A 24,468-nucleotide genomic window follows, 5' to 3' on the forward strand; every position below is an offset into this window, starting at 1 on the left:
AGATTAAGTTAATATCGAAAGCCTCTGTATTCAGAGGCTTTTTTCGTTAATTAAGCACGCTTAGTATTTAGCCTCAAAAGCTCAGTTTCAGGTTGAGCGTTGCGCCATCCAAATTCTTGGTTGGAAATACTCTAATTTGGGGGCCAACAAGATGATTCAAACCTACGCCCATGGCACATCCCACTGTGTTGTAAGCTAGATCAGCACTACTGGCGTGACCATAATCCATTTTATCGTACAGCTCTTTTGCCGCACCAACCGCGACACATACACCGAACGATGTTATCCAGTCCTGTGTCACCATCTGTGTACCATAGCCAAGAGCCGCACTGAGACCGAGGTGTAGCTTCTTGTCTTCCTCAATGTCAGCAAAAGCTTTTTCTGAAAGTAACGAGATTACAAATCCCAATAAAATCAACTTTATAGCAACCATGTGTTTCCTTGTTACATTTGAACTGGCTACTACTTTTAGCAAAAAAAAAGCCAGCCTTCACGGCTGGCTTTTTAAATTGGAACTGATAACCAATTGATATAATTGGTAATTAAGCGTTATCAGCCTGAATGGCAGTTAGTGCGATTGTGTATACGATATCGTCAACTAGTGCGCCACGAGACAGGTCGTTTACTGGCTTGCGCATGCCCTGAAGCATAGGACCGATAGATACAAGGTCCGCAGAACGCTGTACAGCTTTGTAAGTTGTGTTACCAGTGTTTAGGTCTGGGAACACAAATACTGTTGCTTTACCCGCAACTGGAGAGTTAGGTGCTTTAGAAGCAGCAACGTTCTCCATGATCGCAGCATCGTACTGTAGAGGGCCATCGATAACTAGATCAGGGCGCTTCTCTTTAGCAAGCTTAGTTGCTTCACGTACTTTATCTACGTCTGCACCTTTACCAGATTCACCAGTAGAGTATGAGATCATCGCAACGCGAGGGTCGATACCAAAGGCTGCTGCAGATTCCGCAGACTGTATTGCGATTTCAGCAAGCTGCTCAGCCGTTGGATCCGGGTTGATTGCACAGTCACCGTAAACCAGTACTTGATCAGGCAGTAGCATGAAGAATACAGAAGATACGATAGAAGCATCTGGTGCAGTCTTAATGATCTGGAACGGAGGAACGATGGTGTTTGCCGTTGTGTGAACAGCACCAGAAACCAGACCGTCCACTTCGTCATTCTCTAGCATCATCGTGCCAAGGAATACAGAGTCTTCCAGTTTCTCGCGAGCAACAACTTCAGTCATGCCTTTCTTAGCACGAAGCTCTACTAGGCGAGCAACGTAGTTTTCACGTACTGCATTAGAGTCGATGATTTCTACGCCAGTACCCAGCGTTACGCCTTGCTGCTCAGCAACACGATGAATCTCTTCAGGGTTACCCAGAAGCACACATGTTGCGATACCGCGCTCGGCACAGATAGCCGCAGCTTTAACTGTACGTGGCTCATCACCTTCAGGAAGAACGATACGCTTACCAGCTTTACGAGCAAACTCAGTTAGCTGGTAACGGAATGCTGGTGGGCTCAGACGACGAACGCCGCCAGTGCCTTCAGTTAGCGAGTCGATCCATGGGCCGTCAATGTGACCAGCAACGTGATCGTTTACAAACTCGATACGCTCTTTATCGTCCGCTGGAACTTCTAGGCTGAAGCTCTGAAGGTTCAGAGAAGTCTGCCATGTGTTGCCTTCAACCTGGAAGATTGGCAGGCCAGTATCGAATGCGCGCTGACACAGTTTCTGGATCTCTTTAGGAAGATCGTAACCACCGGTCAGAAGTAGAGCACCAATCTCAACACCGTTCATCGCTGCCAGAGCTGCTGCTACGATTACGTCTGGACGGTCTGCTGAAGTTACCAGTAGAGAGCCAGGACGGAAGTGTTCGATCATATGTGGTACAGAGCGTGCACAGAAAGTGATGCTCTTGATACGACGCTTGTACATTTCACCTTCGCTGATGATGTCAGCTTTAAGGTGTTTAGCCATATCGATAGCACGAGTTGCGATCAGGTCAATGCGCCAAGGCACACAACCAAGAACACGAATCGGGCTAGTGTTGATGATTTCCATCGCTTTAATGTCAGCTTGTTTTGCTGCATCAGCGTCATCGAAAATCTCAGATAGATCCGGGCGGGTACGACCAGCTTCGTCAACAGGTGCGTTAAGCTTGTTGATAATCACACCAGAGATGTTCTTATTCTTAGTGCCGCCGAAGTTGGAAACAGCAAGCTCAATACGCTCACGAAGCTGTGAAGGATTGTAAGTGCCCGGAGTTGCAACAAATACAATTTCAGCGCCAAGTGTTTTCGCAACTTCCTGGTTAACCTGGTTTGCGAATGGGTGCTTACGAGTTGGAACAAGACCTTCGATTAGCGTTACTTCAGCACTGTTAACCTGGTTGTAGCGTTCAACGATAGACTCAAGCAGCACATCCATCTTCTCGTTACCAATCAGAGACTCAGCTTCATGCATTGGTGTCGGAGCTGCAGTTTTCATATCACTGCTTGCTTCAATGATTGTAGAAGTCAGATCGGGCGTGTTACCACCGTGGCGTGGTTGTGCAATAGGCTTAAAGAAAGAAACACTTACACCTTTGCGCTCCATAGCGCGAATTACACCTAAACTAACACTGGTTAGACCAACACCAGCGCTGATAGGCACAAGCATAATAGTACGGGACATTTGTAGAGTACCTTTGGCAAGTAGATTTAGCTCAAATCACGCAAGGGGGAAGTGACGAGCTCCGATACAAAACTGGCTAACTTTCGTTAGCCAGTTAATCTTTATTCTTACAGACCTGCTAGTTTTGCAGTGTCTTCAGCGATGACCAGCTCTTCGTTAGTAGAGATAACAATTGCTGGGATACGGCTGTCTTCAGTTGTGATAACGCCTTCGCCACCGAAGCGAGCTTTAAGGTTAGCTTCACCATCAACTTCAATGCCGAATACACCAAGACGGTTAAGAACCATCTCACGGATAGGAGCAGAGTTTTCACCGATGCCACCAGTGAATACGATAGCGTCAAGACGACCTTCTAGAGTTGCAGTGTAACCAGCAACGTACTTAGCAAGACGGTGACAGAACACGTCCATCGCACGAGTTGCTTCTTCTTTCTCACCGTAGTTGTCTTCAACAAAACGACAGTCAGAAGTCACTTGAGTAAGACCCTGAAGACCAGACTCTTTAGTTAGCATTGTGTTGATCTTCTCAACAGAGTAACCAAGTGCATCGTGCATGTGGAAGATGATAGCTGGGTCGATGTCACCACAACGAGTACCCATTACCAGACCTTCTAGAGGAGTAAGACCCATAGAAGTGTCTACAGATTTACCGTTCTTGATAGCACATACTGAAGCACCGTTACCTAGGTGGCAGTTGATGATGTTTAGCTCATCTGCTGGTTTACCTAGACGCTCTGCCGCTTCGCGAGCGATAAACAGATGAGAAGTACCGTGCATGCCGTAACGACGGATACCGTGCTCTTTGTACAGATCGTATGGAAGTGCGTATAGGAACGCTTCTTCAGGCATTGTCTGGTGGTAAGCAGTGTCGAATACCGCAGACATTGGTAGACCAGGGAATGCTTTTTGCGCAGCCTTAATACCAACAATTGCAGCTGGGTTGTGAAGAGGTGCTAGAGTTGCACAGTCTTCGATACCTTTTAGTACTGCATCGTCAATAAGAACAGATTGAGTGAATTTCTCACCACCGTGAACTACACGGTGACCGATAGCTTTAAGCTGCTCAGAAAGCTCTGGCTTAGAAGCAAGAATAGTTTCTACGATGAAAGAAAGAGCTTCATCGTGTGCAGCGCCATCACCAAGTTGAGCTTCGTGCTTACCATCAAGTTTCCACTTGATGCGTGCTTCCGGAAGATGCAGACACTCTGCAAGACCTGTTAGATGCTCGTCGCCATTGGTTGCGTCAACGATAGCGAACTTAAGTGAAGAACTACCGCAGTTTAAAACTAAAACTAGCTTAGACATGGTTAAATACCTGTTAATCGTCTGTATAAGGGTGAAAATTAGTCTCAAGAATAGCTCAAACGAGAGATCCTCGGGCTACTCTAGGTCAATAATACTTCATTATCCTTAATGTTGAGAACTGTGAACACAACTCGTATTCACATATGCAATCCTTGCATCGACCATCATAAATTTGCCAATATTGTAACTTACAGCAACAATGATATTGTGGGCTCGCAAAGAATAACGATAATGGCCCAATATAACAAAAAAAATTTGAAAAACCTTAACATTCATCAATTTTTTGCACTTTTATTTGAATGATTAAACTTTTTTTGAGCGTGAGGTCGAGATGAGCAATAAGACAGGTTTTGTCCACTCTTTTAGAGATGGACAGAAATACATGGATATCTGGCCCTTGAGAAAGGAGCTTTCTCCTATCTTCCCAGAGAATCGTGTGATCAAAGCGACGCGATTTGGTGTGAAGGTAATGCCTGCCGTTGCAGCAATTAGTATTTTAATCCAGATGTCCTTTCAGAATTATCAGGCAATGCCTCAGGCTATCGTTGTGGCTTTGTTTGCGATAAGTATGCCACTTCAGGGAATGTGGTGGTTGGGTAATCGCTCAAACACCAAGCTCCCTCCTGCACTTGCTGGTTGGTATCATGAACTGCACCAGAAGATTCTCGAAACCGGGTATGCTCTTGAGCCCGCGAAAGCAAAACCAAGATACAAAGAGTTGGCGGTTATTTTGAACCGTGCATTTCGTCAGTTAGACAGAAATGCTCTGGAAAGATGGTTTTAATCAAAATAACGCTCTGACAAGTTTGAAGATAAGCGCGAGTTTTTACTCGCGCTTTTTGTTTCTTATTGCCCTTCTCTCCCTATATCCATCTCTTCAATCCATCAATTTACAGAATAATATTTAAAACTTTCTTCCATTCTTGGACGATAGTGGTAATAATGTTTACGCATTCGTAAAGAAATGCGTACAAACTAAAAAATAAATATTTTGCAAAATGGCATTGAAACAAGAATAAATTGCTAATCAAGGAGTCAAGATGAAGGCAAGCCGAATTATCGCTACTGCTGCACTAGCGGGAGCTGCACTAATGGCATCATCAGGTGTTATCGCAAAAACAGCGACAGTTGCTGTATCACAAATTGTAGAACATCCTGCACTGGACGCTACGCGTCAGGGATTATTAGATGGCCTGAAAGCAAAAGGCTATGAACAAGGTAAGAATCTGGATTTTGATTTTAAAACTGCGCAAGGCAATCCGGCTATCGCTGTTCAAATTGCTCGCCAGTATGTAGGTGAACGTCCGGACGTACTTGTAGGCATCGCGACACCTACAGCGCAGGCTCTGGTATCAGCAACAAAAGACATCCCAATTGTATTTACAGCGGTAACTGACCCGGTAGGTGCAAAACTGGTATCTAATGCAGAAAAACCAGGTAAAAACGTAACAGGTCTTTCTGACCTTTCTCCAATCGTTCAGCACGTTGATCTGATGCAAGAAATCATGCCAGATCTGAAAACTATTGGTGTGGTTTATAACCCGGGTGAAGCGAACTCAATGAGCTTGCTAGCACTACTTAAAGACGCAACAAAAGCAAAAGGCATTGAGCTTGTAGAGTCTACTGCTCTGAAGAGCGCGGACGTACAGAGTGCAACTCAGGCAATCTCTGCTAAGTCTGACGTTATCTACGCAATGATCGACAACACAGTTGCGAGTGCTATCGAAGGTATGACTATTGCAGCAAATCAGGCGAAGACACCAGTATTTGCTGCAACAACTACGTACATCGACGCCGGCTCAATTGCAGCACTTGGTTTTGATTACTACCAGATCGGTGTGCAAACAGCAGACTATGTAGCAGCAATTCTGGAAGGTCAGGCGCCTGGTGATATCCCGGTACGTGTCGCTAAAGGTTCTGATTTGGTTATCAACAAAACAGCAGCAGACAAATTAGGCATCGCTATTCCTAAGTCCGTAATGGATCGCGCTACAGAAGTAAAATAAGAAACTAAGAGATTGTTGGCTTAGCCAGGAAACGCGTCATTCCGTTAGCCACGCGCCTGTAAGGGCAGGAATCTAAATTATTTCTAAAACAGATCCCCGCTATTGCGGGGATGACAATTCAAGGTTGGTTAACAATCTTTGCCAATATTTATGATGTTGGTGGTTTTTAAGCAGAAGAGGAGTAAATATGTCTGCTTTCGCATTTTTTGGTGCTCTCGAGATAGGGTTAATTTATGGTCTGGTTGCTTTGGGCGTTTACTTAACGTTTAGAGTGTTGGATTTTCCGGATCTTACTGTGGACGGTAGTTTCCCAATGGGTGCTGCAGTTGCTGCGACAGCGATTGTTGCCGGTATTGACCCATGGGTTGCAACGGTGATGGCAATTTTTGCTGCTGCTGCCACAGGTTGGGTGACAGCGTTTCTAGCTGTGAAATGTGGCATCCTCCATCTATTGGCTTCTATTCTGACCATGATCGCTGCGTTCTCTATAAACATTCGCATCATGGGTAGACCAAACATTGCGCTGTTAGGTTCAGACACCATACTTACTCCTTTTGAAGCGATGGGCGATTCTATGTATGTTCGTCCGCTGGTGGTTGGCATTCTAGTGCTGATTTCCGCCTGGTTTGTTATACGACTTCTTAACAGTGACTTTGGTCTTGGTTTGCGTGCTACGGGTGTGAACTCTCGTATGGTTAAAGCGCAGGGTGCGAATACAGGTTTCTATACTTATTTTGCACTAGCACTTTCTAACGGTTTTGTTGGATTTGCCGGAGCATTGTTCGCTCAGACTAACAGCTTTGCTGATGTGACATCTGGTACTGGTACCATTGTTGTTGGTCTGGCTGCAGTAATTCTGGGACAGACACTCATCCCTGGAAGAAAGATCTGGGTTGCAGTTACCGCTGTAATTGTTGGTTCGGTTCTTTACCGTCTGGCTGTCGCATTTGCGTTAAGTACCGGAATGTTCGGCCTTCAGGCATCCGACCTAAACTTGGTTACGGCAGTACTGGTGGCGGCCGCGCTAATCGCACCACGTCTAAAAGGAAATATGCAAGCAAAGAAAGGCAGTAAAACAGGTCAGAAATCGGGAGAAGTAGCATGATTTATTTAGAAGACATTCAGGTTACTTTTAACCCGGGAACCATTCTGGAAAACCGCGCTCTGCGTGGTGTTAACCTGGAGGTGCCAGAGCATCAGTTCCTTACAGTTATTGGTTCAAACGGTGCTGGTAAATCAACATTGCTTGGTGCTGTAACTGGTGAAACACCTATGGTGGGTGGTCATGTTCGTATTGATGATATGGACGTGACGAAAATGCCGGTGCATCAGCGAGCAGCACAGTGTGCTCGCGTGTTCCAGGACCCCCTTGCCGGTACTTGTGGAGATCTTACGATTGAAGAGAACATGGCGCTTGCTTATCGTCGCGGCCACAAGCGTGGTTGGCACCATTCTCTCTCTTCGAAGAGACGAAAGATTTTTCAGGAGCGCATCAGTATCCTTGGTTTAGGTCTTGAGGACCGTTTAGGTGACAACATCGGTCTTTTGTCTGGTGGTCAGCGTCAGGCAGTGAGTCTGGTGATGGCAACGTTATCTGACAGTAAATTATTGCTTCTGGATGAGCATACCGCTGCACTGGATCCACGTATGGCAGCCTTTGTTATCGATCTAACAAAAACCATCGTTAAAGAGTTTAATCTGACGGTAATGATGGTCACTCACTCAATGAAAGATGCGCTAGCGGTAGGTGATCGCACAGTCATGCTTCACCAGGGTGAAATCGTGCTGGATGTTGAAGGTGAGCAGCGGGCGAATATGGGTGTACCTGACCTACTGGAGATGTTCTCCAAAGTACGAGGTGAAGAACTGGCTGATGACAGCCTTCTATTGGGCTAAATCGGTTATCTACGCCCCCCTGTCTCATACTACTAACTGTGATCCTTCCTGAAATTCAGGGGGGATTTTTGTTAGTGAGATCTGCTCTAAAATTAGTCCGATAATAAAAGTTGGCTAACAGGAGCGACCAATGTCCCTACCGTTTATATCCCATGCTCAATCTACAGATGGATTGAAGTTTGATGGTGAACTGATTGAAGTAATACTAAAAACTGAAGCATTGCCTTTTTCCAGCGTTCAGTTGCGTTGCGAACCGGATAATGAAGAATACTTGATCGATATGCAGGAAGCGGGAAGGGAAGGGCGACTGCAGCTTTGGAAAGCATCATTCCGCAAAAATGAAGATAGAGACGTCACTCACTATCTTTTCAAACTGGTTCAGAACAAACAGCAATATTGGCTGGATGCACGCGGTGTGCAAAAGCGTATGCCAGGCAGAGAATATTACTTTAAACTGAACACAGTGAATCAACCGCCTGAGTGGGTGTCAGAACAAGCTTTCTATCAAATCTTTCCAGAAAGATTCTGCAATGGAAACCCTGATATCTCACCTAAAGATGAGACAATCAAGGTTGGAGATAGGGAATATAATAAGGTCGTAAGAGAGTGGGGCGAGCTACCAGGGAGCTACGATGGGTCAGCTGCACGTGAGTTTTTTGGTGGCGACCTGGCAGGTATTCGCAACAAGCTTGACTACATTCAGGACCTGGGTGTTACGGCACTCTATTTAAATCCGATTTTTACCTCTCACAGCAATCATAAATACGATACCAATGACTATTACACTGTCGATCCTAACTTTGGCACCAACGAAGAGTTTGCAGAGCTAAGTCAGGAGTTGCACCAACGTGATATGAAAGTTGTTCTGGATGCAGTGGTCAACCACACATCTGTAAGCCATGAATGGTTTGATATTAACGATACTAATGGCCATGGTGCTTATCATCATCCTGAGTCTGAGCATCGAGACTTTTATCTGTTTGATGGTGATTCTAAAGACTACTCGGGTTGGAAAGGCATTGGTACATTGCCAGTACTCAATTTCAGCAATCAGAAGTTGAAAGACAAGATATATCAGGCAGAAGACTCGGTTATTCGTCACTGGTTAAAAGAACCCTATCAGATTGATGGTTGGCGATTTGATGTCATTCATATGCTTGGTGAGGGTGAAGGTGCCATCAACAATGCACATTATGTTTCTGAGTTCCGAAAAACAGTGAAAGAAGAAAATCCGGATGCCTATGTTCTGGGGGAACATTTCTTTGAGGCTACCCAATGGCTCCAGGGCGATCAGGAAGACGGGGCAATGAACTATTACGGTTTTGCGCATCCGCTTAGAGCACTTCTTGCTGAGTGTGACATTTCTTACGATCCAATATCACTTTCTATCTCAGAGTTTGCTGACTGGCTGGTTGAGAGTAAGTCGAAGATACCATGGCAAAACCAGCTTACTCAGCTTAACCAACTTGATAGCCACGATACCGCTCGTTTTCTTACCTTGTTGAAGGGAGACGAAGAGAAGATGCGCTTAGCAGCCAGCCTGCTGTTCACTTATGTGGGTACACCATGTCTATATTATGGAACTGAAGTCGGACTGGAAGGTGGGGGTGACCCTGATTGCAGGCGCTGTTTCCCATGGGATAAAGTCGAAGACAATAAATGGCTCCCTTTTTATAACAAGCTGATTCATCTGAGAAAAACATCACCAGAATTGCAGCGCGGTGATTTTCTTCTGCTAGACTGTTCAGATAGCCATATGGTTTTTGCCAGAACACTCGACTCGGATAAAACAGTCATAGCATTTTCAACCAAAGATAGACAAATTGAGATACCAATTTGGAAGTTGGGTCTGGAGGCCGGTGTGGCTAGTTCACAAATTGACGAGAGCCATTATTCTTTTGATAATGGCGCGCTGACCATCAAGCTCGATCCACTGCAAGCCAAAATACTAAAAGTTACAAATTAGTAGTAGTTTGTAACTGCAACTGAAGGCAAGCTTTGTATCGAGGCTGAAAAGTATAAAAGGTACAAAGCTTGGCTTTATTGAGAAACGGTACAGTAAGTAAAAAACTGATTTTTGCAGTGCCATCGCTGTTTGCATTAGTTTTTGTAACACTTTTGCTGTTGAACTATGTCGAGCGTATTCAGTTAGACATTCAAAGAGAAATGCATCAATTAGAAACTTCCCTGATGCGTTCCGTCAAAATAGTTACCTCTCTTGATTACAACATCTCCAGTCAGTTTGCCCATAAAGCCGATCCGGCAGAAACCGGTGTTTTACAACATCACATCGAGTATAAGGATGGAGTTTGCAGAGCCTGGCCGGTTGTCGACCATATTACAGACACAGGTGAAACCGCGTACGCACCTGCTGTAGATATGGATTATATGGTTTTGGGCCCTGAAAGCTTGTGTCGGGAAGGGTCTCCGCTTTTTAGCATTGCGAAACGCAGAATCGCGTTAGCTCCGATACTTTCATTTTTGCATGACCTGGGTACGGATATACAAGCAGTGCATTATGTTTCCGCTGAGAAGTTTATTATCACTTCTCCGGAAAAATTTGCCAAAGAGCTGGATAAGAGCACGGTTTTGAATGCCACCAATCTACCTTTCTGGGAAATAACTTCTGAGCATCGCGATAAGATTACTGTCGTAGGTCCCTATAAGCGCGCTAAGTTTGAAGGAGAGCTTCTTTCACTCTCAAGTCCGGTTATCGCGAAAGATATTTACTATGGGGCGGTGGTTGTTGATATCAATGTCGATAGATTTTTGCAAAATATCTCTGGGCAAAGCAATAAGTACAGACTCATTAACTCAGGTGAAACGCCTTTACCGGATAATGCCTATTTCGTACATCCGATCATTGCTGAGGGCGTGAACTTTTCGCATACGCTCTATTATGAATTTGATCTCAAAGAGGAAGTTCGTCGCTTTTTCAGAGATGAAAGCGCAGATTTATTCACCGTTCTGGCTTTATTGGTCATTGCTATCATTGGATTATTTTACTTTAAAATCCGATTGGAAAGTCGCTATTTCAAAGATTTAGCAGAGCGGGACCCAATGACAGGCCTTCTGAATCGAAGAGGGTTAGAGTTACACTGCAATATGCCTTCCAAGCAAAAGTATGTAGCAATAGGCATCTATGATGTTGATGACTTTAAAAAGATCAACGACACCTACGGTCACGACAAAGGTGATGAAGTACTTTGCTTTGTCGCTGACAGAATTAGTGACAGTGTCAGAGAATCTGATGCGGTTGCGCGCTTTGGTGGTGAAGAGTTCGTCGTCTACCTGAGAGGGAACAACCACGATGCGATGGTGGATGTGCTTGAGAGAGTCAGAGTCTCGGTGACAGAAAACTCGTCTATGGCTTTACCTGACGGCTTTACTATTTCCGGTGGTGTATCTATTTCACTTGCAGAAGAGCGTGTGGAGTTTGAAAAGCAATTTAAAGAAGCGGATGAGAAGCTCTATCAGGCTAAGACTTCTGGCAAAAACCAGGTTGTTGTATAGAGCTCTCAATGGAAATAGGCACTCTAAAGCGATGCTTTACTGAATTAGGCGTATTTTGCCTGATACTCTTCAATTCGATCAACAATTGGCGCCGCTTTTTTAAAGGTACGAATGGAACGGAAAAGCTCATCCGCACCCTCGTAGTCTTTACGAAGATACACTAGCCACTGTTTTACCCGGTTTGGATAGTAAAGACCTTTGTCTCCCTCCATTTCAAGCTCTGAATATCTCAGGAGTAGATTAACAACTTGTGACCATGACATGGGGGCTTCGTTGTATTTCACCATATTTCCAAGATTTGGTACGTTAAACGCGCCCCGACACACCATTAGAGAGTCGACACCTGTGGTGCTGATGCAATCCTGCCCATCCTGATATCCCCAAATTTCACCGTTGGCAATGAGGGGGATAGAGGTTCGGTTTTTCACCTCACGGATGTATTCCCACTTAATCTCTTCGGCTTTGTAACCACCGCGTTTAGTTCGGGCGTGGATAGTAATCTCATTCGCCCCCGCCTGTTCAATAGCATCAACGATTTCAAAGCACTCTTCCGGATTTTCCCAACCAAGGCGAATCTTAGCAGACACAGGGACTGAGCCATCTACCGCTTCTCGGCATGATGCGACGATTTTGTGAATGGTATCCGGATGCTGGAGCAATGCCGCTCCACCTTTGTTACGGTTTACTGTCTTGGCGGGACAGCCAAAGTTTAGGTCTATACCCGCTGCGCCTAAAAATTCTGCTCTGACAGCGTTCTCCGCCATCCATTGTGGATCCTGACCTAAAAGTTGCACATAAACAGGAGTGCCTGATTGGGTTTTAGAACCTTGTTTTAGCTCGGGACAGAGTTTGTAAAAAGAACGATCTGGCAATAGTTGGTCTACGACACGAACAAATTCAGTGACACACTGGTCATAGTCGTTGATCTCCGTTAGGAGCTCTCGCATTAAATGATCCAGCACGCCCTCCATAGGGCCCAATATTACTCGCATTGACTTAACTCATACCGCACTTCACAAGGGAGGCGAGATTGTATTGCCTGATTGATAAAAAGTCACTGTTAAAAAACTCACGGAAATCATATTAGTCGTTATAATGCCGCTAAACATTTTAGACGAGATATTCCCTATGGAACTTATTCAATTGCCATCAGACTGGCAGGGCGAATCCGCGCTATTTCTGGAAGGTGCTGTTTTAGCTTCAAATATGTCAGTAAAACCTCTGGATCCTGAGTCATGGACAGAACATGTCGGTTTGGATTCTGAAGAAGCGCAGACTCTTCTGGTTCCTCATATCAATAAACAGCACAATTTGTTACAGCGTGCCGAGTACCATTCGATCTCTGCACTCAAGGATGAAGAGCTTGCTGATTTTGCGGAAGGTTTTATGACGATCTGGCCGGTTGTCGAAGAGCAGTACCAGGAAGTTGAACTTGGTGACGGTGCACTCAGAATGCTTCAGGCACTTCTGACAGCGTTGATGCTGGCAGTCGATGAGAAGCAGACAAGGGAGCAGATGCTACAAGCTGGGATTGAGAATCCACCGTCCCTGGAAGAGCTTAAACCTCAGTTGGATATCATGATAAATGAAGTTGCGCACGCTGCTGATGAATTAATGGTAGGAGTTAAGTCTCAGGCTTTGAATCCGTTTAAGAATATTGGTCGCAATGACGCTTGTCCTTGTGGGAGCGGGAAGAAGTTTAAGCAGTGTTGCGGGAAGTGATGTTTAACTTTGTGTTGATGGAAGGCTGAGAATACCTGATGCAATAAACTTGCATACGTAAAAGTAAAATAAACCGCATAAATGCCTTATGCGGTTTATGGAATCAGGTATTCCCTGTACCTCTTAAATTATTCTCTATATCTATTATTTTGCTTTGGCAAACTGAGATAGAACAATCACACCAAGTGTCAGCAAGTTACCAGCAAAGATGATCACCAGCCACTGTGGCATTGATAGTGTCAGGAACTCCCAAGCAATCTCGCTGCAGTCTCCCGGAGCTTCGAAAAACTGTGGGAACCACACGTTAAGTGGCGCCCATGAAGGCAGACTCAGTGCCTCACAAGTCGCAAAGATAGATGTTTGATAGTGAACATGCTCTAGAGAAAGCATCAACCCTTTGTACGCCGATGCGCCCCATCCGAACAAACCGACCCAGCGAAGAATCGTCGAGTTAGGATTTATCAGTCCAATGATCGCAAAACCACCAATACTTAACATGGCGATACGTTCGTAGATACACATTACACAAGGAGCGAGGTTCATCACGTGCTGGAAAATGACAGCGCAAGCCGTGAAGAATATAACGAACAGCAGCAGCAGGGCCCATGATGTCCGCGATAGTGAGAAGGTTTTAATTGATGAGAAAATATTCACTACAAATCATCCTGAAAAAATAAAAAAGCTCTGAATACTCAGAGCTTTTTATACGCTTATGGTTCAATAATCAATACTATTTATTTGAAAAATAAAATATTAATTAATGGCCTGAGCTGACAGCTCCTGCAGCAGCATCTGCAACATGGTGTGTGATGATGCCGATTTCATACATCCACTGTGTCATAGGTTCAAGCAGGTAAGAAATACCAAACAGGCCTACAATCGCTAGTACGATAGTGTACGGTAGCGCCATGAATACCATTTTTCCGTATGACAAACGGATAAGTGGAGCCAGAGCTGACGTTAGTAGGAACAGGAATGCAGCCTGTCCGTTTGGTGTCGCAACTGAAGGCAGGTTAGTACCTGTATTGATAGCAACAGCAAGTAGGTCAAACTGGTCACGAGTAATCACACCGTCAATAAGCGCTGCTTTAACTTCGTTGATATAAACCGTACCGACGAATACGTTATCTGAAACCATGGATAGCAAACCGTTAGCGATGTAGAACATGCTCAGCTGCTTGCCACCTTCCATTGCCAATACACCATTGATGATTGGGCCAAATAGATGCTGATCGATAATCACGGCTACAACTGCAAAGAAGACGGCAAGTAGCGCGGTGAACGGCAGGGCCTCTTCAAATGCTTTACCAATCGAGTGCTCTTCGATAACACCAGTAAATGCTGTTGCGAGAATAATGACTGAAAGGCCGATAAGACCAACAGCAGCAAGGTGCAATGCAAGGCCGACAATCAACCAAACAGCGATAGCACCCTGAATATAAAGTTTTGCGATATCTTGTTTCGTGCGCTGTCGTTTCTGCTCTTCATCGTACTCTACGAGGATATTTCTTACATGCTCTGGAAGCTCAGTGCCGTAACCGAACACTTTAAACTTCTCTACCAGCGCACAGGTAATCAGACCACAGATAAACACTGGCAATGTTACAGGCAACATACGGATAATGAACTCACCGAACAGCCAACCTGCCTGATCGGCAATAATAAGGTTCTGGGGTTCACCTACCATCGTCATTACACCACCTAAAGCAGTACCGACACCCGCATGCATTAGTAGAGAACGAAGGAATGCACGGTAGTTCTCAAGGTCTTCACGAGTGAGTTCAGTCAGATGAGAGTCTGATGTGTGATCGTGAGAGGCGGTGTGCCCTTTACCGGAAGCTACTTTGTGGTAAATAGAATAGAAGCCTACAGCAACACTAATAACGACAGCGATTACAGTTAGCGCGTCCAGGAAGGCTGAAAGGAATGCTGCTGTAAAACAGAAAGCAACAGACAAGATCATTTTAGAGCGAATGCCAAGCAGTATCTTAGTAAAGATGAACAGCAGGAGCTGCTTCATAAAGTAGATACCGGCAACCATGAAGACAAGAAGTAGGATAACTTCAAGGTTGTTTTCCAGTTCATGCATCACCATTTGAGGTGATGTCATTCCGATCGCAACGGCTTGAATGGCCAGCAGACCGCCCGGTTGCAGAGGGTAGCATTTAAGCGCCATAGCCAGTGTGAAGATAAACTCGATTACCAACATCCAACCAGCTACAAAAGGGCTTACATAAAAGAATACTATTGGGTTGATGATCAAAAAGGCGATAATGGCAACTTTGTACCAGTCTGGTGCTTTGCCAAGAAAATTCTTAACAAAAGCATTTCCGAGTGTCATCGGCATTGTGATTACTCTTAGTGTTAATGAAATTTATAAACTGTTGTTCTATATGCCTAAAACGGACATTTAAAAATGTTTTAGGATGTTTAGGCTAAAAATGTCAGAGAATTTGTATAAACCTCAAACAAAAAACCGCGCTAGGATAGCACGAAATGACACATTTTCTTACACATTTGTATCGGTTTATTCTATTTGTGAGGCTTATCAAAGTGCTACTTGAAACCTTGCTATTTGCATTATCTACGATAGGGCGAGAGAGGGGAGAATGTAACTTAAGTTTACAATTATATTTCATTAATATTAAATAGCGCCTTCGACTTTCTTTATCGTTTAGCTTAGAAAGTGAGAGTACAGTTGTACTCTCTAAATATGACACAGGGCACAACACGTGGCATTCGATTGGTTTTCGTTCTAGGGAACTAGTGGTATGATGAGTTGATTAGACCTCATAAAAACAGAATTGGATACTTAACTACATGGTCATTAAGGCAAAGAGCCCAGCAGGTTTTGCTGAAAAATATATTATTGAAAGCATCTGGAATGGCCGTTTTGCTCCAGGCTCAATACTCCCGGCGGAAAGAGAGCTATCTGAGCTTATCGGTGTAACGCGAACAACACTACGAGAAGTGCTGCAGCGCCTTGCCCGAGACGGCTGGTTAACTATTCAGCATGGTAAGCCAACAAAAGTAAATCAGTTTATGGAGACATCAGGTCTTCATATTTTAGATACATTGATGACATTGGATACCGAGAACGCGACAGGTATTGTTGAGGATCTACTTGCTGCTCGCACAAATATCAGTCCGATATTTATGCGTTATGCGTTTAAAGCCAATAAAGAGAGTTCGGAACGTACTATCCAAAATGTTATCGAATCTTGTGAAAGTCTTTTGAACGCAGAGAGTTGGGATAGCTTTATTGAGCAATCGCCATATTCTGAAAAATTGCTTCAGAGCATTAAGCAAGATAACGAAAAAAATGATGAGAAGCGTGAAGCAGAACTTCTGGCGAAGACGTTTAATTTTTATGATTACATGCTTTTTCAACGTCTGGCCTTTCATTCCGGAAACCAGATTTACGGTCTGATTTTTAATGGACTTAAAAAGCTCTACGATCGTATCGGTAGTTACTACTTCTCGAACCCACAAGCACGAGAGTTAGCCCTCGATTTCTATAAAGAACTTCTGAAAGTATGTGAGTCTGGTGAGCGTGACAAGCTACCACTGGTTATCCGTCATTATGGTTTGGCTTGCGCTGAAATCTGGAACGAGATGAAAAAAACACTGCCTACCGATTTCACTGAAGACGACAGCTAAACATACAACGTTTTTCTATTTTTAATAAAGCCCGGTACCGGGCTTTATTTTTGGCTGTATTTCGTTAGCTATATGGTTTTGGCTAGTTTAGGAAAGGGTTGATAGATGGTTTCAGCGACTTTTTCCAGCACCTGATCGTAGGCGTAGAATATCACCAGAGAAACATCAGATGATATTTTGTAAAGCTGCACCTGCGAGTAGTTAAATTCTTCATCATTCATTAATTGCATAAGTTGCTCACGTGCCCGAATGCAAAATGGAGAGCCATATACCACCGGGCTATGCACAGAAAGCTGATTTAACTTTCTGTTAAGTGTTGCTGCCTGCGCACGTATTCGCGCCTGACCATTTTCATTATCGATGTTTTGAATGATCACCCTAAAACTTGTTAGCAACTCAAGTGAATCAATGGTTAGCTGCCAGTTTTCGTTGTAAACATCATCTAAGTTCTGCTTTTCCTGGTCTAGCAACCACATGAGCATTATCTCATCAATCAAGAACAGGCTATGTCTTATTGCCTTTCCATGTACCATCTGATTTTTTCCGATGGTCATAGATCGCCATTCAGATTCAATATGGTTCATTCTGGTTTGAAGAATTCTATAAGTCGCTTTATTGTCAAAACTTGCTTTATCGACAATCTGTTGAGTCAAAATGCTTATTTTGGATTCAAGTGCACTTATTTGCTCATTGTCAGCCGTATCAAATAGTAGTGCCATATGTGACGCACTGCGATGCTGACGACAGTAATTAATAAGCTCTCTAAGGTCAGATACCAGCTCATACTTCTCTTGAAAGCTGTTTTGTTTGTTTTGCCCGTAAAGGTACAGTAATGCCAGGATTGAAGTTGAAATCATGATTGAAAGCAGTATAAACATCACAGCCTCCTTAGTTGCCGAATGACATTGTTTTGATATTTGTTTATTTATCAAGTAGCTAAGCCAGCTTGTTTAGTTAGAGCTGCAGGAATGGTGCCATCGGAATGTAAGTGTTTTAATTCAATGACTTAGTGTGTTTTAGAAACGCGGATAAGAACAATCGAGGTGCAGCGTGCACCAAAGTTGGAAGCGGTTATTAGATAAGTAAAAAAAATCCCCGATATGTCTATCGGGGATTTAGAAGTGTAATTTGAATCGAGTTACATGATTCTCATACCAGGCTGAGCACCTTCATGTGGCTCAAGGATCCAAAGATCTTTACCACCCGGGCCAGCGGCCAGAACCATGCCTTCAGACATACCAAACTTCATCTTACGTGGCTTAAGGTTAGCTACCATGACAGTGTGCTTACCAATCAGATCTTCAGGTTTGTATGCTGATTTAATACCAGCGAATACCTGACGAGTTTCACCACCGATATCAAGTTGAAGCTTTAGAAGCTTGTTTGCTTTTGGCACTTCTTCGCAAGAAACAATTTTTGCTACACGAAGATCAACCTTTGCAAAGTCATCAAACTCGATTTCATCTGCAACTGGGTCTTTAGAAAGCTCAGTTTCTTGTGCTTTCTCTGCCGCTGCTTTTTCAGCTGCTGCATCTTCTTTTGACGCTTCAACCATAGCTTCAACCTTCTTAGGATCGATGCGATTAAATAACGCTTTAAACTTAGTGATTTCGTGGTTAGTTAGCGGATTTGCTATACCTTCCCAGCTCAACTCTTCGTTCAGGAAAGCCTCAGTGCGTGCAGCAAGCTCTGGCATAACAGGCTTAAGGTAAGTCATAAGAACGCGGAATAGGTTGATACCTACAGAACAGATGTCCTGAAGCTCTTTCTCTTTACCTTCTTCTTTTGCTACAACCCATGGTGCTTTTTCGTCAACGTACTGGTTTGCCTTGTCAGCAAGCGCTGTGATTTCACGGATAGCACGACCAAACTCACGAGCTTCATAAAGCTCAGCAATGCGATCTGCTGCAGAAGCGAACTCATTGTATAGCTCAGGCTCAGCAAACGTTTCAGAAAGCTTGCCTTCGAAACGCTTAGAAATAAAGCCAGCGTTACGGGAAGCTAGGTTAACGATCTTGTTTACCACGTCAGAGTTTACACGCTGAGTGAAATCTTCAAGGTTCAGGTCAAGGTCATCGATACGATTGTTCAGTTTAGCTGCGTAGTAGTAACGCAGACATTCAGGATCAAGGTGATCCAGATATGTAGCAGCCTTAATGAATGTGCCCTTAGACTTAGACATTTTCGCGCCGTTTACCGTTACGTAGCCGTGAACGAATACGTTGTTAGGCTTGCGGAAACCAGAGCCATCCAGCATTGCAGGCCAGAACAGGCTGTGGAAGTAAACAATGTCTTTACCGATGAAGTGGTAAAGCTCTGCATCACTGTCTTTCGCCCAGTAATCGTCAAAGTTTAGATCGTCACGCTTATCACACAGGTTCTTGAACGAAGCCATGTAACCAACTGGTGCATCAAGCCATACGTAGAAGAATTTGTTCTTCTCACCAGGGATCTCAAAACCAAAGTAAGGCGCATCACGAGAGATATCCCACTGCTGAAGGCCAGACTCGAACCACTCTTGCATCTTGTTAGCCGTTTCAGCCTGAAGAGAGCCAGAACGAGTCCACTCTTGCAGCATGCTTTCAAACTGAGGAAGATCGAAGAAGAAGTGTTCAGAGTCCTTCATTACAGGCTCTGCACCTGAAACCGCAGATTTAGGGTTAATCAGCTCAGTCGGGCTGTATGTTTCACCACAGTTATCACAGTTGTCGCCATATTGATCTTCAGACTTACATTTCGGGCAGGTGCCTTTAACGAAACGATCAGGAAGGAACATCTCTTTCTCAGGGTCAAACAGTTGAGAGATAGTACGGCTAGTGATGAAACCGTTCTCTTTCAGACGGTTATAAATAAGAGAAGCCAGTTCACGGTTTTCTTCACTGTGTGTGCTGTGATAGTTATCAAAGCTGATATCAAATCCAGCAAAATCCTTCTGGTGCTCTTCGCTAACCGCTGCAATCATCTCTTCTGGGGTAATACCCATTTGCTGCGCCTTAAGCATTATAGGCGTGCCGTGTGCGTCATCCGCACAGATGAAGTTTACAGTGTTGCCGCGCAGGCGCTGATAACGAACCCAGATATCCGCCTGGATATGCTCAAGCATATGGCCAAGGTGGATAGAACCGTTAGCGTACGGAAGGGCACAAGTTACCAGTATTTTTCTTGGATCAGTTGCCATACTTAATATTCGCCGTTCATAGGTATTAAAAAATCAAGGCGATAATACTACCTCAACAGGCTTGATACTCCAACAATGCAATCAATGATTCCCTGATATTTTTGGGGTTTAGTGAGGCTTTATGTAGTGGTAGCATGAGACAAATAGCCCTTACTTCTATCGAGAAATAAAAATAATCATTTATCAGGGCTTCTCAAGGAGCATTCAATGTCATTATTAGAATCAAAAGAGTCTGTTTGCCGTTGGTTAAACGGTTTTGCCCACCCGCTACTGATTGATGGCTGGAGTGATCAGCCTGGAATTGTTAAGTGTTTGAAGAACAACGCTGTAAAGATTGAGTTTCCGTTTTATTCAAATACTCTCGCGTCTGATTTTTCCCTTTGGTTAGAGCAACAAGATATTAGCAACGAACCAGGTGAATTAAACGTCAGTTACAGTGTTAAAGCGTTGGAAACCCATGTTCAGTCGCAGTTGCCACGAGTAAAGAACATCATTGCGGTGACCTCAGGTAAAGGTGGGGTAGGTAAATCTACGACCGCAGTGAATCTGGCATTGGCTCTACAGGCTCATGGAGCCGAAGTTGGCTTGCTGGATGCTGATATTTATGGCCCATCTGTGCCAATCATGCTGGGAATGGAAGACAAAACACCGGACGTCCGCGACGGAAAGTTCATGATTCCAATTGAATCTTTTGGTATTCACACCAACTCAATAGGTTATCTGGTTGATAAAAGTGAGGCGGCTATCTGGCGTGGTCCGATGGCATCAAAAGCACTTGGCCAGCTACTGAATGAGACCGACTGGCCAGATCTGGATTACCTGGTGATTGATATGCCCCCGGGTACAGGGGATGTTCAATTGACTCTTTCTCAGCAAATTCCGGTCACTGGTGCTGTGATTGTTACCACACCTCAGGACTTGGCGCTTGCAGATGTTCGTAAAGGTTTGGCCATGTTTGAAAGAGTGGAAACTCCTGTATTAGGCATTGTTGAGAACATGAGTTATCACATCTGTAGTCATTGTGGTGAGAAAGAACATATCTTTGGCGTTAACGGTGCAGAAAAGATGGCCTCAGAGTTTGGTACTTCGATACTGGCTCAGGTTCCTCTGCATATCACAATGCGAGAAGATATTGATAGCGGTAAACCAACGGTTGTTGCTCGCCCAGAAAGTGAACATTCGGAAATTTACCTGTCACTCGCAGAACGTATTGCCAGCAAAATGTATTGGGCGGGTAAAGAACTACCAGACGCAATTCCTTTTACCGCGCTATAACATATTGATGTTTTATAAGTTAAATTGCCAGAGGGCGCATATCCTCTGGCTTTTCTACTGAATGCACGAAATTTCTACTCTTCTCTGCAGGTAAAATCTGGCAACTATCGGTCGAACCCCTTATAATCATGCGGTTTATTCAATTATCACCAAGTACGAATCATGTCTGAAAATACTAAATGTGTCATTGTAGGGATCGCAGGTGCTTCTGCATCAGGGAAAAGCTTGATCGCGAGTACAATTTATAACGAGCTTCGTGAAAAGGTAGGCGATCATCAGATCGGTGTTATTACTGAAGATCGTTACTACAAAGATCAAGGCCACCTGAGCATGGAAGAGCGGGTAAAAACTAACTACGACCATCCAAATGCGCTTGATCACGATCTTTTATGTGAGCATTTGCAGATTTTGTTGGACGGTGAATCTGTAGAGATTCCAGAGTACAGCTATACAGAGCATACTCGTACAGAGACAACGTCGACTTTTACTCCTAAAAAAGTCATCATCCTGGAAGGTATTCTTCTTCTGACTGACCCACGTCTTCGCGATCTAATGCACGCTTCAATTTTTATGGATACGCCTCTAGATATCTGCCTTTTACGTCGTGTTACACGTGATGTAGAAGAACGTGGAAGAACAATGGAGTCGGTACTGGCACAGTATCAAAAGACAGTTCGTCCAATGTTTATGCAGTTTATCGAACCTTCAAAGCAATATGCGGATATTATCGTTCCTCGTGGCGGTAAAAACCGAATTGCGATTGACGTTCTAAAAGCTCATATCGCTAAGCTACTGAAATCTTGATAGCTTAGTAATTTGAGCATCGAGTGAGAATAAATCACGTGTTTTTGATTTATTCTCAAATAAGTACTTAAAAAGATGGCACTTTATGTGCCATCTTTTGTCTCTAATAAAGTCATTATCACTCCGCAGGGACGAAACGAATGAAAAAGCTGTTTCTAATCTTAGGTATTCCAGTCGCACTAATTGTTGTAGCTGTGGCTGTACTGCTACTTTTTGTCGATCCAAACCAGTTTAAACCGCTTATTGTTGAGCAAACCAAAAAGCAAACGGGTCTGGAGCTAAATATCGAAGGTGATATTAGCTGGCAGTTCTTCCCAAGCCTTGGCTTGTCTATGGGAAAAACAGAGTTGAAGAACCCGGAGGGTTTTAAGTCGGATAACCTTCTTAAGATCAATCAGATTGCGGTCGATGTTTCAGTTATGCCGTTGCTGGATAATGAGCTCTATATCGGTAATGTGACACTTGATGGTGCTGAAATTTATCTGGAAACTCTGGCAAATGGGCAGAGCAACCTGGATTCCATCGCTGCGAACAAAGAGTCTGCTCCTGCATCTGACAATCAAGCTCCTTCTGTAACCGCTACAGAAAATCAAACGAGTACTACTGAGGCAGTACCTGCAGAACAAACCCAGCCTTGGACAATCAACCTTGCTGGTGTCTCTGTTACTAACGCACTGTTAGAAATCCGCGACGACAAAGCAGGTACATACACCAAACTTTATGATGTTGGCCTGAATGTGTCGGAGTTTGTTTTCGATCAGTGGACCACGGCTGTGTTCGAAGCTAAAGGTCAGAACAACCAGCAGAAGTTTGCTGCCAAAGGTCAGGCCGAATTTAAACTAGCGCAAGATCTGGCGTCTTATGAACTACGTAATATTGAAGCGGATACCAGCTTTAGAGATCCGGCAACAGATATCTCAAGCGCAAAAATAACGCTGGATACGTTCGCTTTTGATCAGGTCAATCCTTTGTCATTGTCCGTAAAAGGTAATGCTTCAGATATGGATATCGATCTCTACCTTGACGCGACCCTGCTGGTGGATAAAGCAATCAGCCATATTCGTCTGGAAAACATCGCCCTTAAATCACAATTTAAAGGTGCTGCTCTGCCTCAGTCTCCGATGGATATTAATGGCAAGCTGGCATTCGGTTATCAGGCAGATAAACAGCTAGTGAGCCTGGATATTGAAACGCTGTCAATGAACAAGATTCAGATTGATGGTAACTCGACAGTCAAGCTTACGGATATTCCGGCTGTTCGATTTTCTATTCATAGCCCTAACATAGACTTGGATGAGTTTCTGGGGCTAAATACTGCTTCTACAGACTCTGCGCCTGAGCAGGGTTCATCAAATGAGCAGCCCGCTAATACGGGTTCAGAAACGGCACCAGTTAAGAGCACGAAACCACAACCAGAAGTGGAACCAGACCTTTCTGCCCTTAAAACTCTGGATGTTGCGGGCCAGGTTAGCATTGATAAGTTCAAGGCAAATAATGCCCGAATGCAAAATGTTAACGCTAAGTTTAGCGTGAATCGCGGAGTAGTGAATCTCTCTTCATTTACTTCTAACCTGTATCAAGGCTCTATAAAAGCAAGTGCGACGTTGGATGGGCGTAAAGTGCCGGCAACTTACAAAGCGAAAAAGCAAATTTCAGGAGTGAAAGTTCAGCCACTTTTGAAAGACGTTGCTGGAAACGACATGCTTGAAGGAACAGGTAATATTGATGTCGATGTCACTGGTAAGAGCCTGACTCCGACAGGTATCAAGCAAAATCTCGCAGGTACAGTGAAGATCAATTTTGCTGATGGTGCGGTTAACGGAATCAACGTGGCACAGGTTATTCGTACCAACTATGCAAAGATAAAAGGCGAAACGCTTTCTGAGGAAGAGAAACAAGAGCAGAAAACCGACTTCTCAGCAATGACAGCAACCATCGCTCTTGCTGCTGGTGTTGCTAAGGCAGACGACCTTACTATGCAATCACCGTTGCTTCGAGTTCATGGGAAAGGTGAAGCTAACTACATCAAAGAAACCATGGACTTCCTGATTGACGCATCTATCGTTGGCTCACTGAAAGGACAGGGCGGTAAAGATATTAACGAGTTAAGGGATGTGACCGTTCCCGTTCGTATCTACAACAAGTGGACGGAACCCAAATATAAGGTAGAGTTTGACCAGTTATGGAAGAAGCTTGAAGCTGAAAAGAAAAAAGAGCTGGAAGAGAAAGCTAGAAAAGAAGCTGAGCGCGGACTGAAGAAACTGCTTGGTGATAAAGCTGATGAAGATGAAACCAAGAAACTGGCCGATAAGCTATTAAAAGGTTTGTTTAACTAATTTTCTTTTGAATAAATCACCTAAATAAGAAAAGAGTACCTGAGTAATTAGGTACTCTTTTTTATTACCTCACCCGTTCAAGAACAGGCTGCTGAG

At 44.1% G+C, this 24,468-nt stretch carries 19 protein-coding genes; 11 read left to right on the forward strand and 8 right to left on the reverse strand.

Translation table 11 applies throughout. The features are described 5' to 3' along the window. Positions 1-73: 73 nt before the first annotated feature. The 3 genes from SNR28_RS14360 to SNR28_RS14370 all read right to left on the reverse strand — a co-directional run bounded on the left by SNR28_RS14360 (position 74) and on the right by SNR28_RS14370 (position 3,982). The gene (locus SNR28_RS14360; RefSeq protein WP_375753314.1) at positions 74-433 is read right to left on the reverse strand and encodes a hypothetical protein; all 360 of its coding nucleotides are present in this window, start codon (positions 431-433) and stop codon (positions 74-76) included. Positions 434-542: 109 nt separating this feature from the next. Further along, positions 543-2,678, reverse strand: a complete 2,136-nt coding sequence (gene pta / locus SNR28_RS14365) for a phosphate acetyltransferase (RefSeq protein ID WP_375753315.1) — start codon at positions 2,676-2,678, stop codon at positions 543-545. Positions 2,679-2,785: 107 nt separating this feature from the next. Beyond that, positions 2,786-3,982, reverse strand: a complete 1,197-nt coding sequence (locus SNR28_RS14370; RefSeq protein ID WP_375753317.1) for an acetate kinase — start codon at positions 3,980-3,982, stop codon at positions 2,786-2,788. 331 nt (positions 3,983-4,313) lie between these two features. Between SNR28_RS14370 and yfbV the strand changes: the two genes are divergently transcribed. From yfbV to SNR28_RS14400, 6 genes are all read left to right on the forward strand, one after another. After that, positions 4,314-4,766 carry a terminus macrodomain insulation protein YfbV gene (gene yfbV / locus SNR28_RS14375; protein WP_375753318.1) on the forward strand — a complete coding sequence of 151 codons (453 nt, stop codon included), beginning with the start codon at positions 4,314-4,316 and terminating at the stop codon, positions 4,764-4,766. 256 nt (positions 4,767-5,022) lie between these two features. After that, complete coding sequence (locus SNR28_RS14380; protein ID WP_375753319.1) at positions 5,023-5,988, forward strand: ABC transporter substrate-binding protein; 966 nt, start codon at positions 5,023-5,025, stop codon at positions 5,986-5,988. 187 nt (positions 5,989-6,175) lie between these two features. Beyond that, positions 6,176-7,093, forward strand: coding sequence for an ABC transporter permease (locus SNR28_RS14385; RefSeq protein ID WP_375753320.1), 918 nt, complete (start codon positions 6,176-6,178; stop codon positions 7,091-7,093). Beyond that, positions 7,090-7,884 (forward strand): ABC transporter ATP-binding protein, encoded by a 795-nt coding sequence (locus SNR28_RS14390; protein ID WP_277826433.1) that lies wholly within the window; start codon positions 7,090-7,092, stop codon positions 7,882-7,884. Before SNR28_RS14385 ends, SNR28_RS14390 begins: the two co-directional genes overlap by 4 nt. Before the next feature lie 130 nt (positions 7,885-8,014). Then, the gene (malZ, locus tag SNR28_RS14395; RefSeq protein WP_375753322.1) at positions 8,015-9,850 is read left to right on the forward strand and encodes a maltodextrin glucosidase; all 1,836 of its coding nucleotides are present in this window, start codon (positions 8,015-8,017) and stop codon (positions 9,848-9,850) included. A 68-nt stretch (positions 9,851-9,918) separates the two neighbouring features. Continuing rightward, positions 9,919-11,397 (forward strand): GGDEF domain-containing protein, encoded by a 1,479-nt coding sequence (locus SNR28_RS14400; protein WP_375753324.1) that lies wholly within the window; start codon positions 9,919-9,921, stop codon positions 11,395-11,397. Positions 11,398-11,441: 44 nt separating this feature from the next. Here SNR28_RS14400 and dusC read toward each other — a convergent pair whose 3' ends face one another. Next, the gene (gene dusC, locus SNR28_RS14405) at positions 11,442-12,389 is read right to left on the reverse strand and encodes a tRNA dihydrouridine(16) synthase DusC (RefSeq protein ID WP_375753326.1); all 948 of its coding nucleotides are present in this window, start codon (positions 12,387-12,389) and stop codon (positions 11,442-11,444) included. A 136-nt stretch (positions 12,390-12,525) separates the two neighbouring features. Here dusC and SNR28_RS14410 point away from each other — a divergent pair, with 136 nt between their 5' ends. Next, complete coding sequence (locus SNR28_RS14410) at positions 12,526-13,119, forward strand: SEC-C metal-binding domain-containing protein (RefSeq protein ID WP_375753327.1); 594 nt, start codon at positions 12,526-12,528, stop codon at positions 13,117-13,119. 144 nt (positions 13,120-13,263) lie between these two features. On the opposite strand, the gene dsbB is transcribed toward SNR28_RS14410, so the two are convergent. Further along, on the reverse strand, positions 13,264-13,773 hold the full coding sequence (gene dsbB / locus SNR28_RS14415; protein ID WP_375753329.1) for a disulfide bond formation protein DsbB: 510 nt from the start codon (positions 13,771-13,773) through the stop codon (positions 13,264-13,266). A gap of 103 nt (positions 13,774-13,876) precedes the next feature. After that, the gene (gene nhaB / locus SNR28_RS14420; protein ID WP_375753331.1) at positions 13,877-15,466 is read right to left on the reverse strand and encodes a Na(+)/H(+) antiporter NhaB; all 1,590 of its coding nucleotides are present in this window, start codon (positions 15,464-15,466) and stop codon (positions 13,877-13,879) included. Between the two features lie 473 nt (positions 15,467-15,939). On the opposite strand from nhaB, the gene fadR reads away from it, so the two are divergent. After that, positions 15,940-16,779 (forward strand): fatty acid metabolism transcriptional regulator FadR, encoded by an 840-nt coding sequence (gene fadR, locus SNR28_RS14425; protein WP_375753332.1) that lies wholly within the window; start codon positions 15,940-15,942, stop codon positions 16,777-16,779. A gap of 68 nt (positions 16,780-16,847) precedes the next feature. Here fadR and SNR28_RS14430 read toward each other — a convergent pair whose 3' ends face one another. Then, positions 16,848-17,657 (reverse strand): hypothetical protein, encoded by an 810-nt coding sequence (locus SNR28_RS14430; protein WP_375753334.1) that lies wholly within the window; start codon positions 17,655-17,657, stop codon positions 16,848-16,850. Positions 17,658-17,917: 260 nt separating this feature from the next. Further along, positions 17,918-19,957: a methionine--tRNA ligase gene (gene metG / locus SNR28_RS14435; RefSeq protein WP_375753336.1), complete on the reverse strand. Its 2,040-nt coding sequence runs from the start codon at positions 19,955-19,957 to the stop codon at positions 17,918-17,920. Positions 19,958-20,164: 207 nt separating this feature from the next. Here metG and apbC point away from each other — a divergent pair, with 207 nt between their 5' ends. The 3 genes from apbC (at position 20,165) to SNR28_RS14450 (ending at position 24,372) form a co-directional block, all read left to right on the forward strand. Beyond that, entirely contained in the window at positions 20,165-21,232 is a 1,068-nt protein-coding gene (gene apbC, locus SNR28_RS14440; RefSeq protein ID WP_375753337.1) for an iron-sulfur cluster carrier protein ApbC, read from the forward strand. 162 nt (positions 21,233-21,394) lie between these two features. Beyond that, entirely contained in the window at positions 21,395-22,036 is a 642-nt protein-coding gene (udk, locus tag SNR28_RS14445) for a uridine kinase (protein ID WP_375753338.1), read from the forward strand. Between the two features lie 140 nt (positions 22,037-22,176). Then, the gene (locus SNR28_RS14450; protein ID WP_375753339.1) at positions 22,177-24,372 is read left to right on the forward strand and encodes an AsmA family protein; all 2,196 of its coding nucleotides are present in this window, start codon (positions 22,177-22,179) and stop codon (positions 24,370-24,372) included. Positions 24,373-24,468 lie beyond the last annotated feature (96 nt).

It is taken from the genome of Vibrio iocasae (assembly GCF_042245395.1).
GTDB classification, from domain to species: domain Bacteria; phylum Pseudomonadota; class Gammaproteobacteria; order Enterobacterales; family Vibrionaceae; genus Vibrio; species Vibrio iocasae.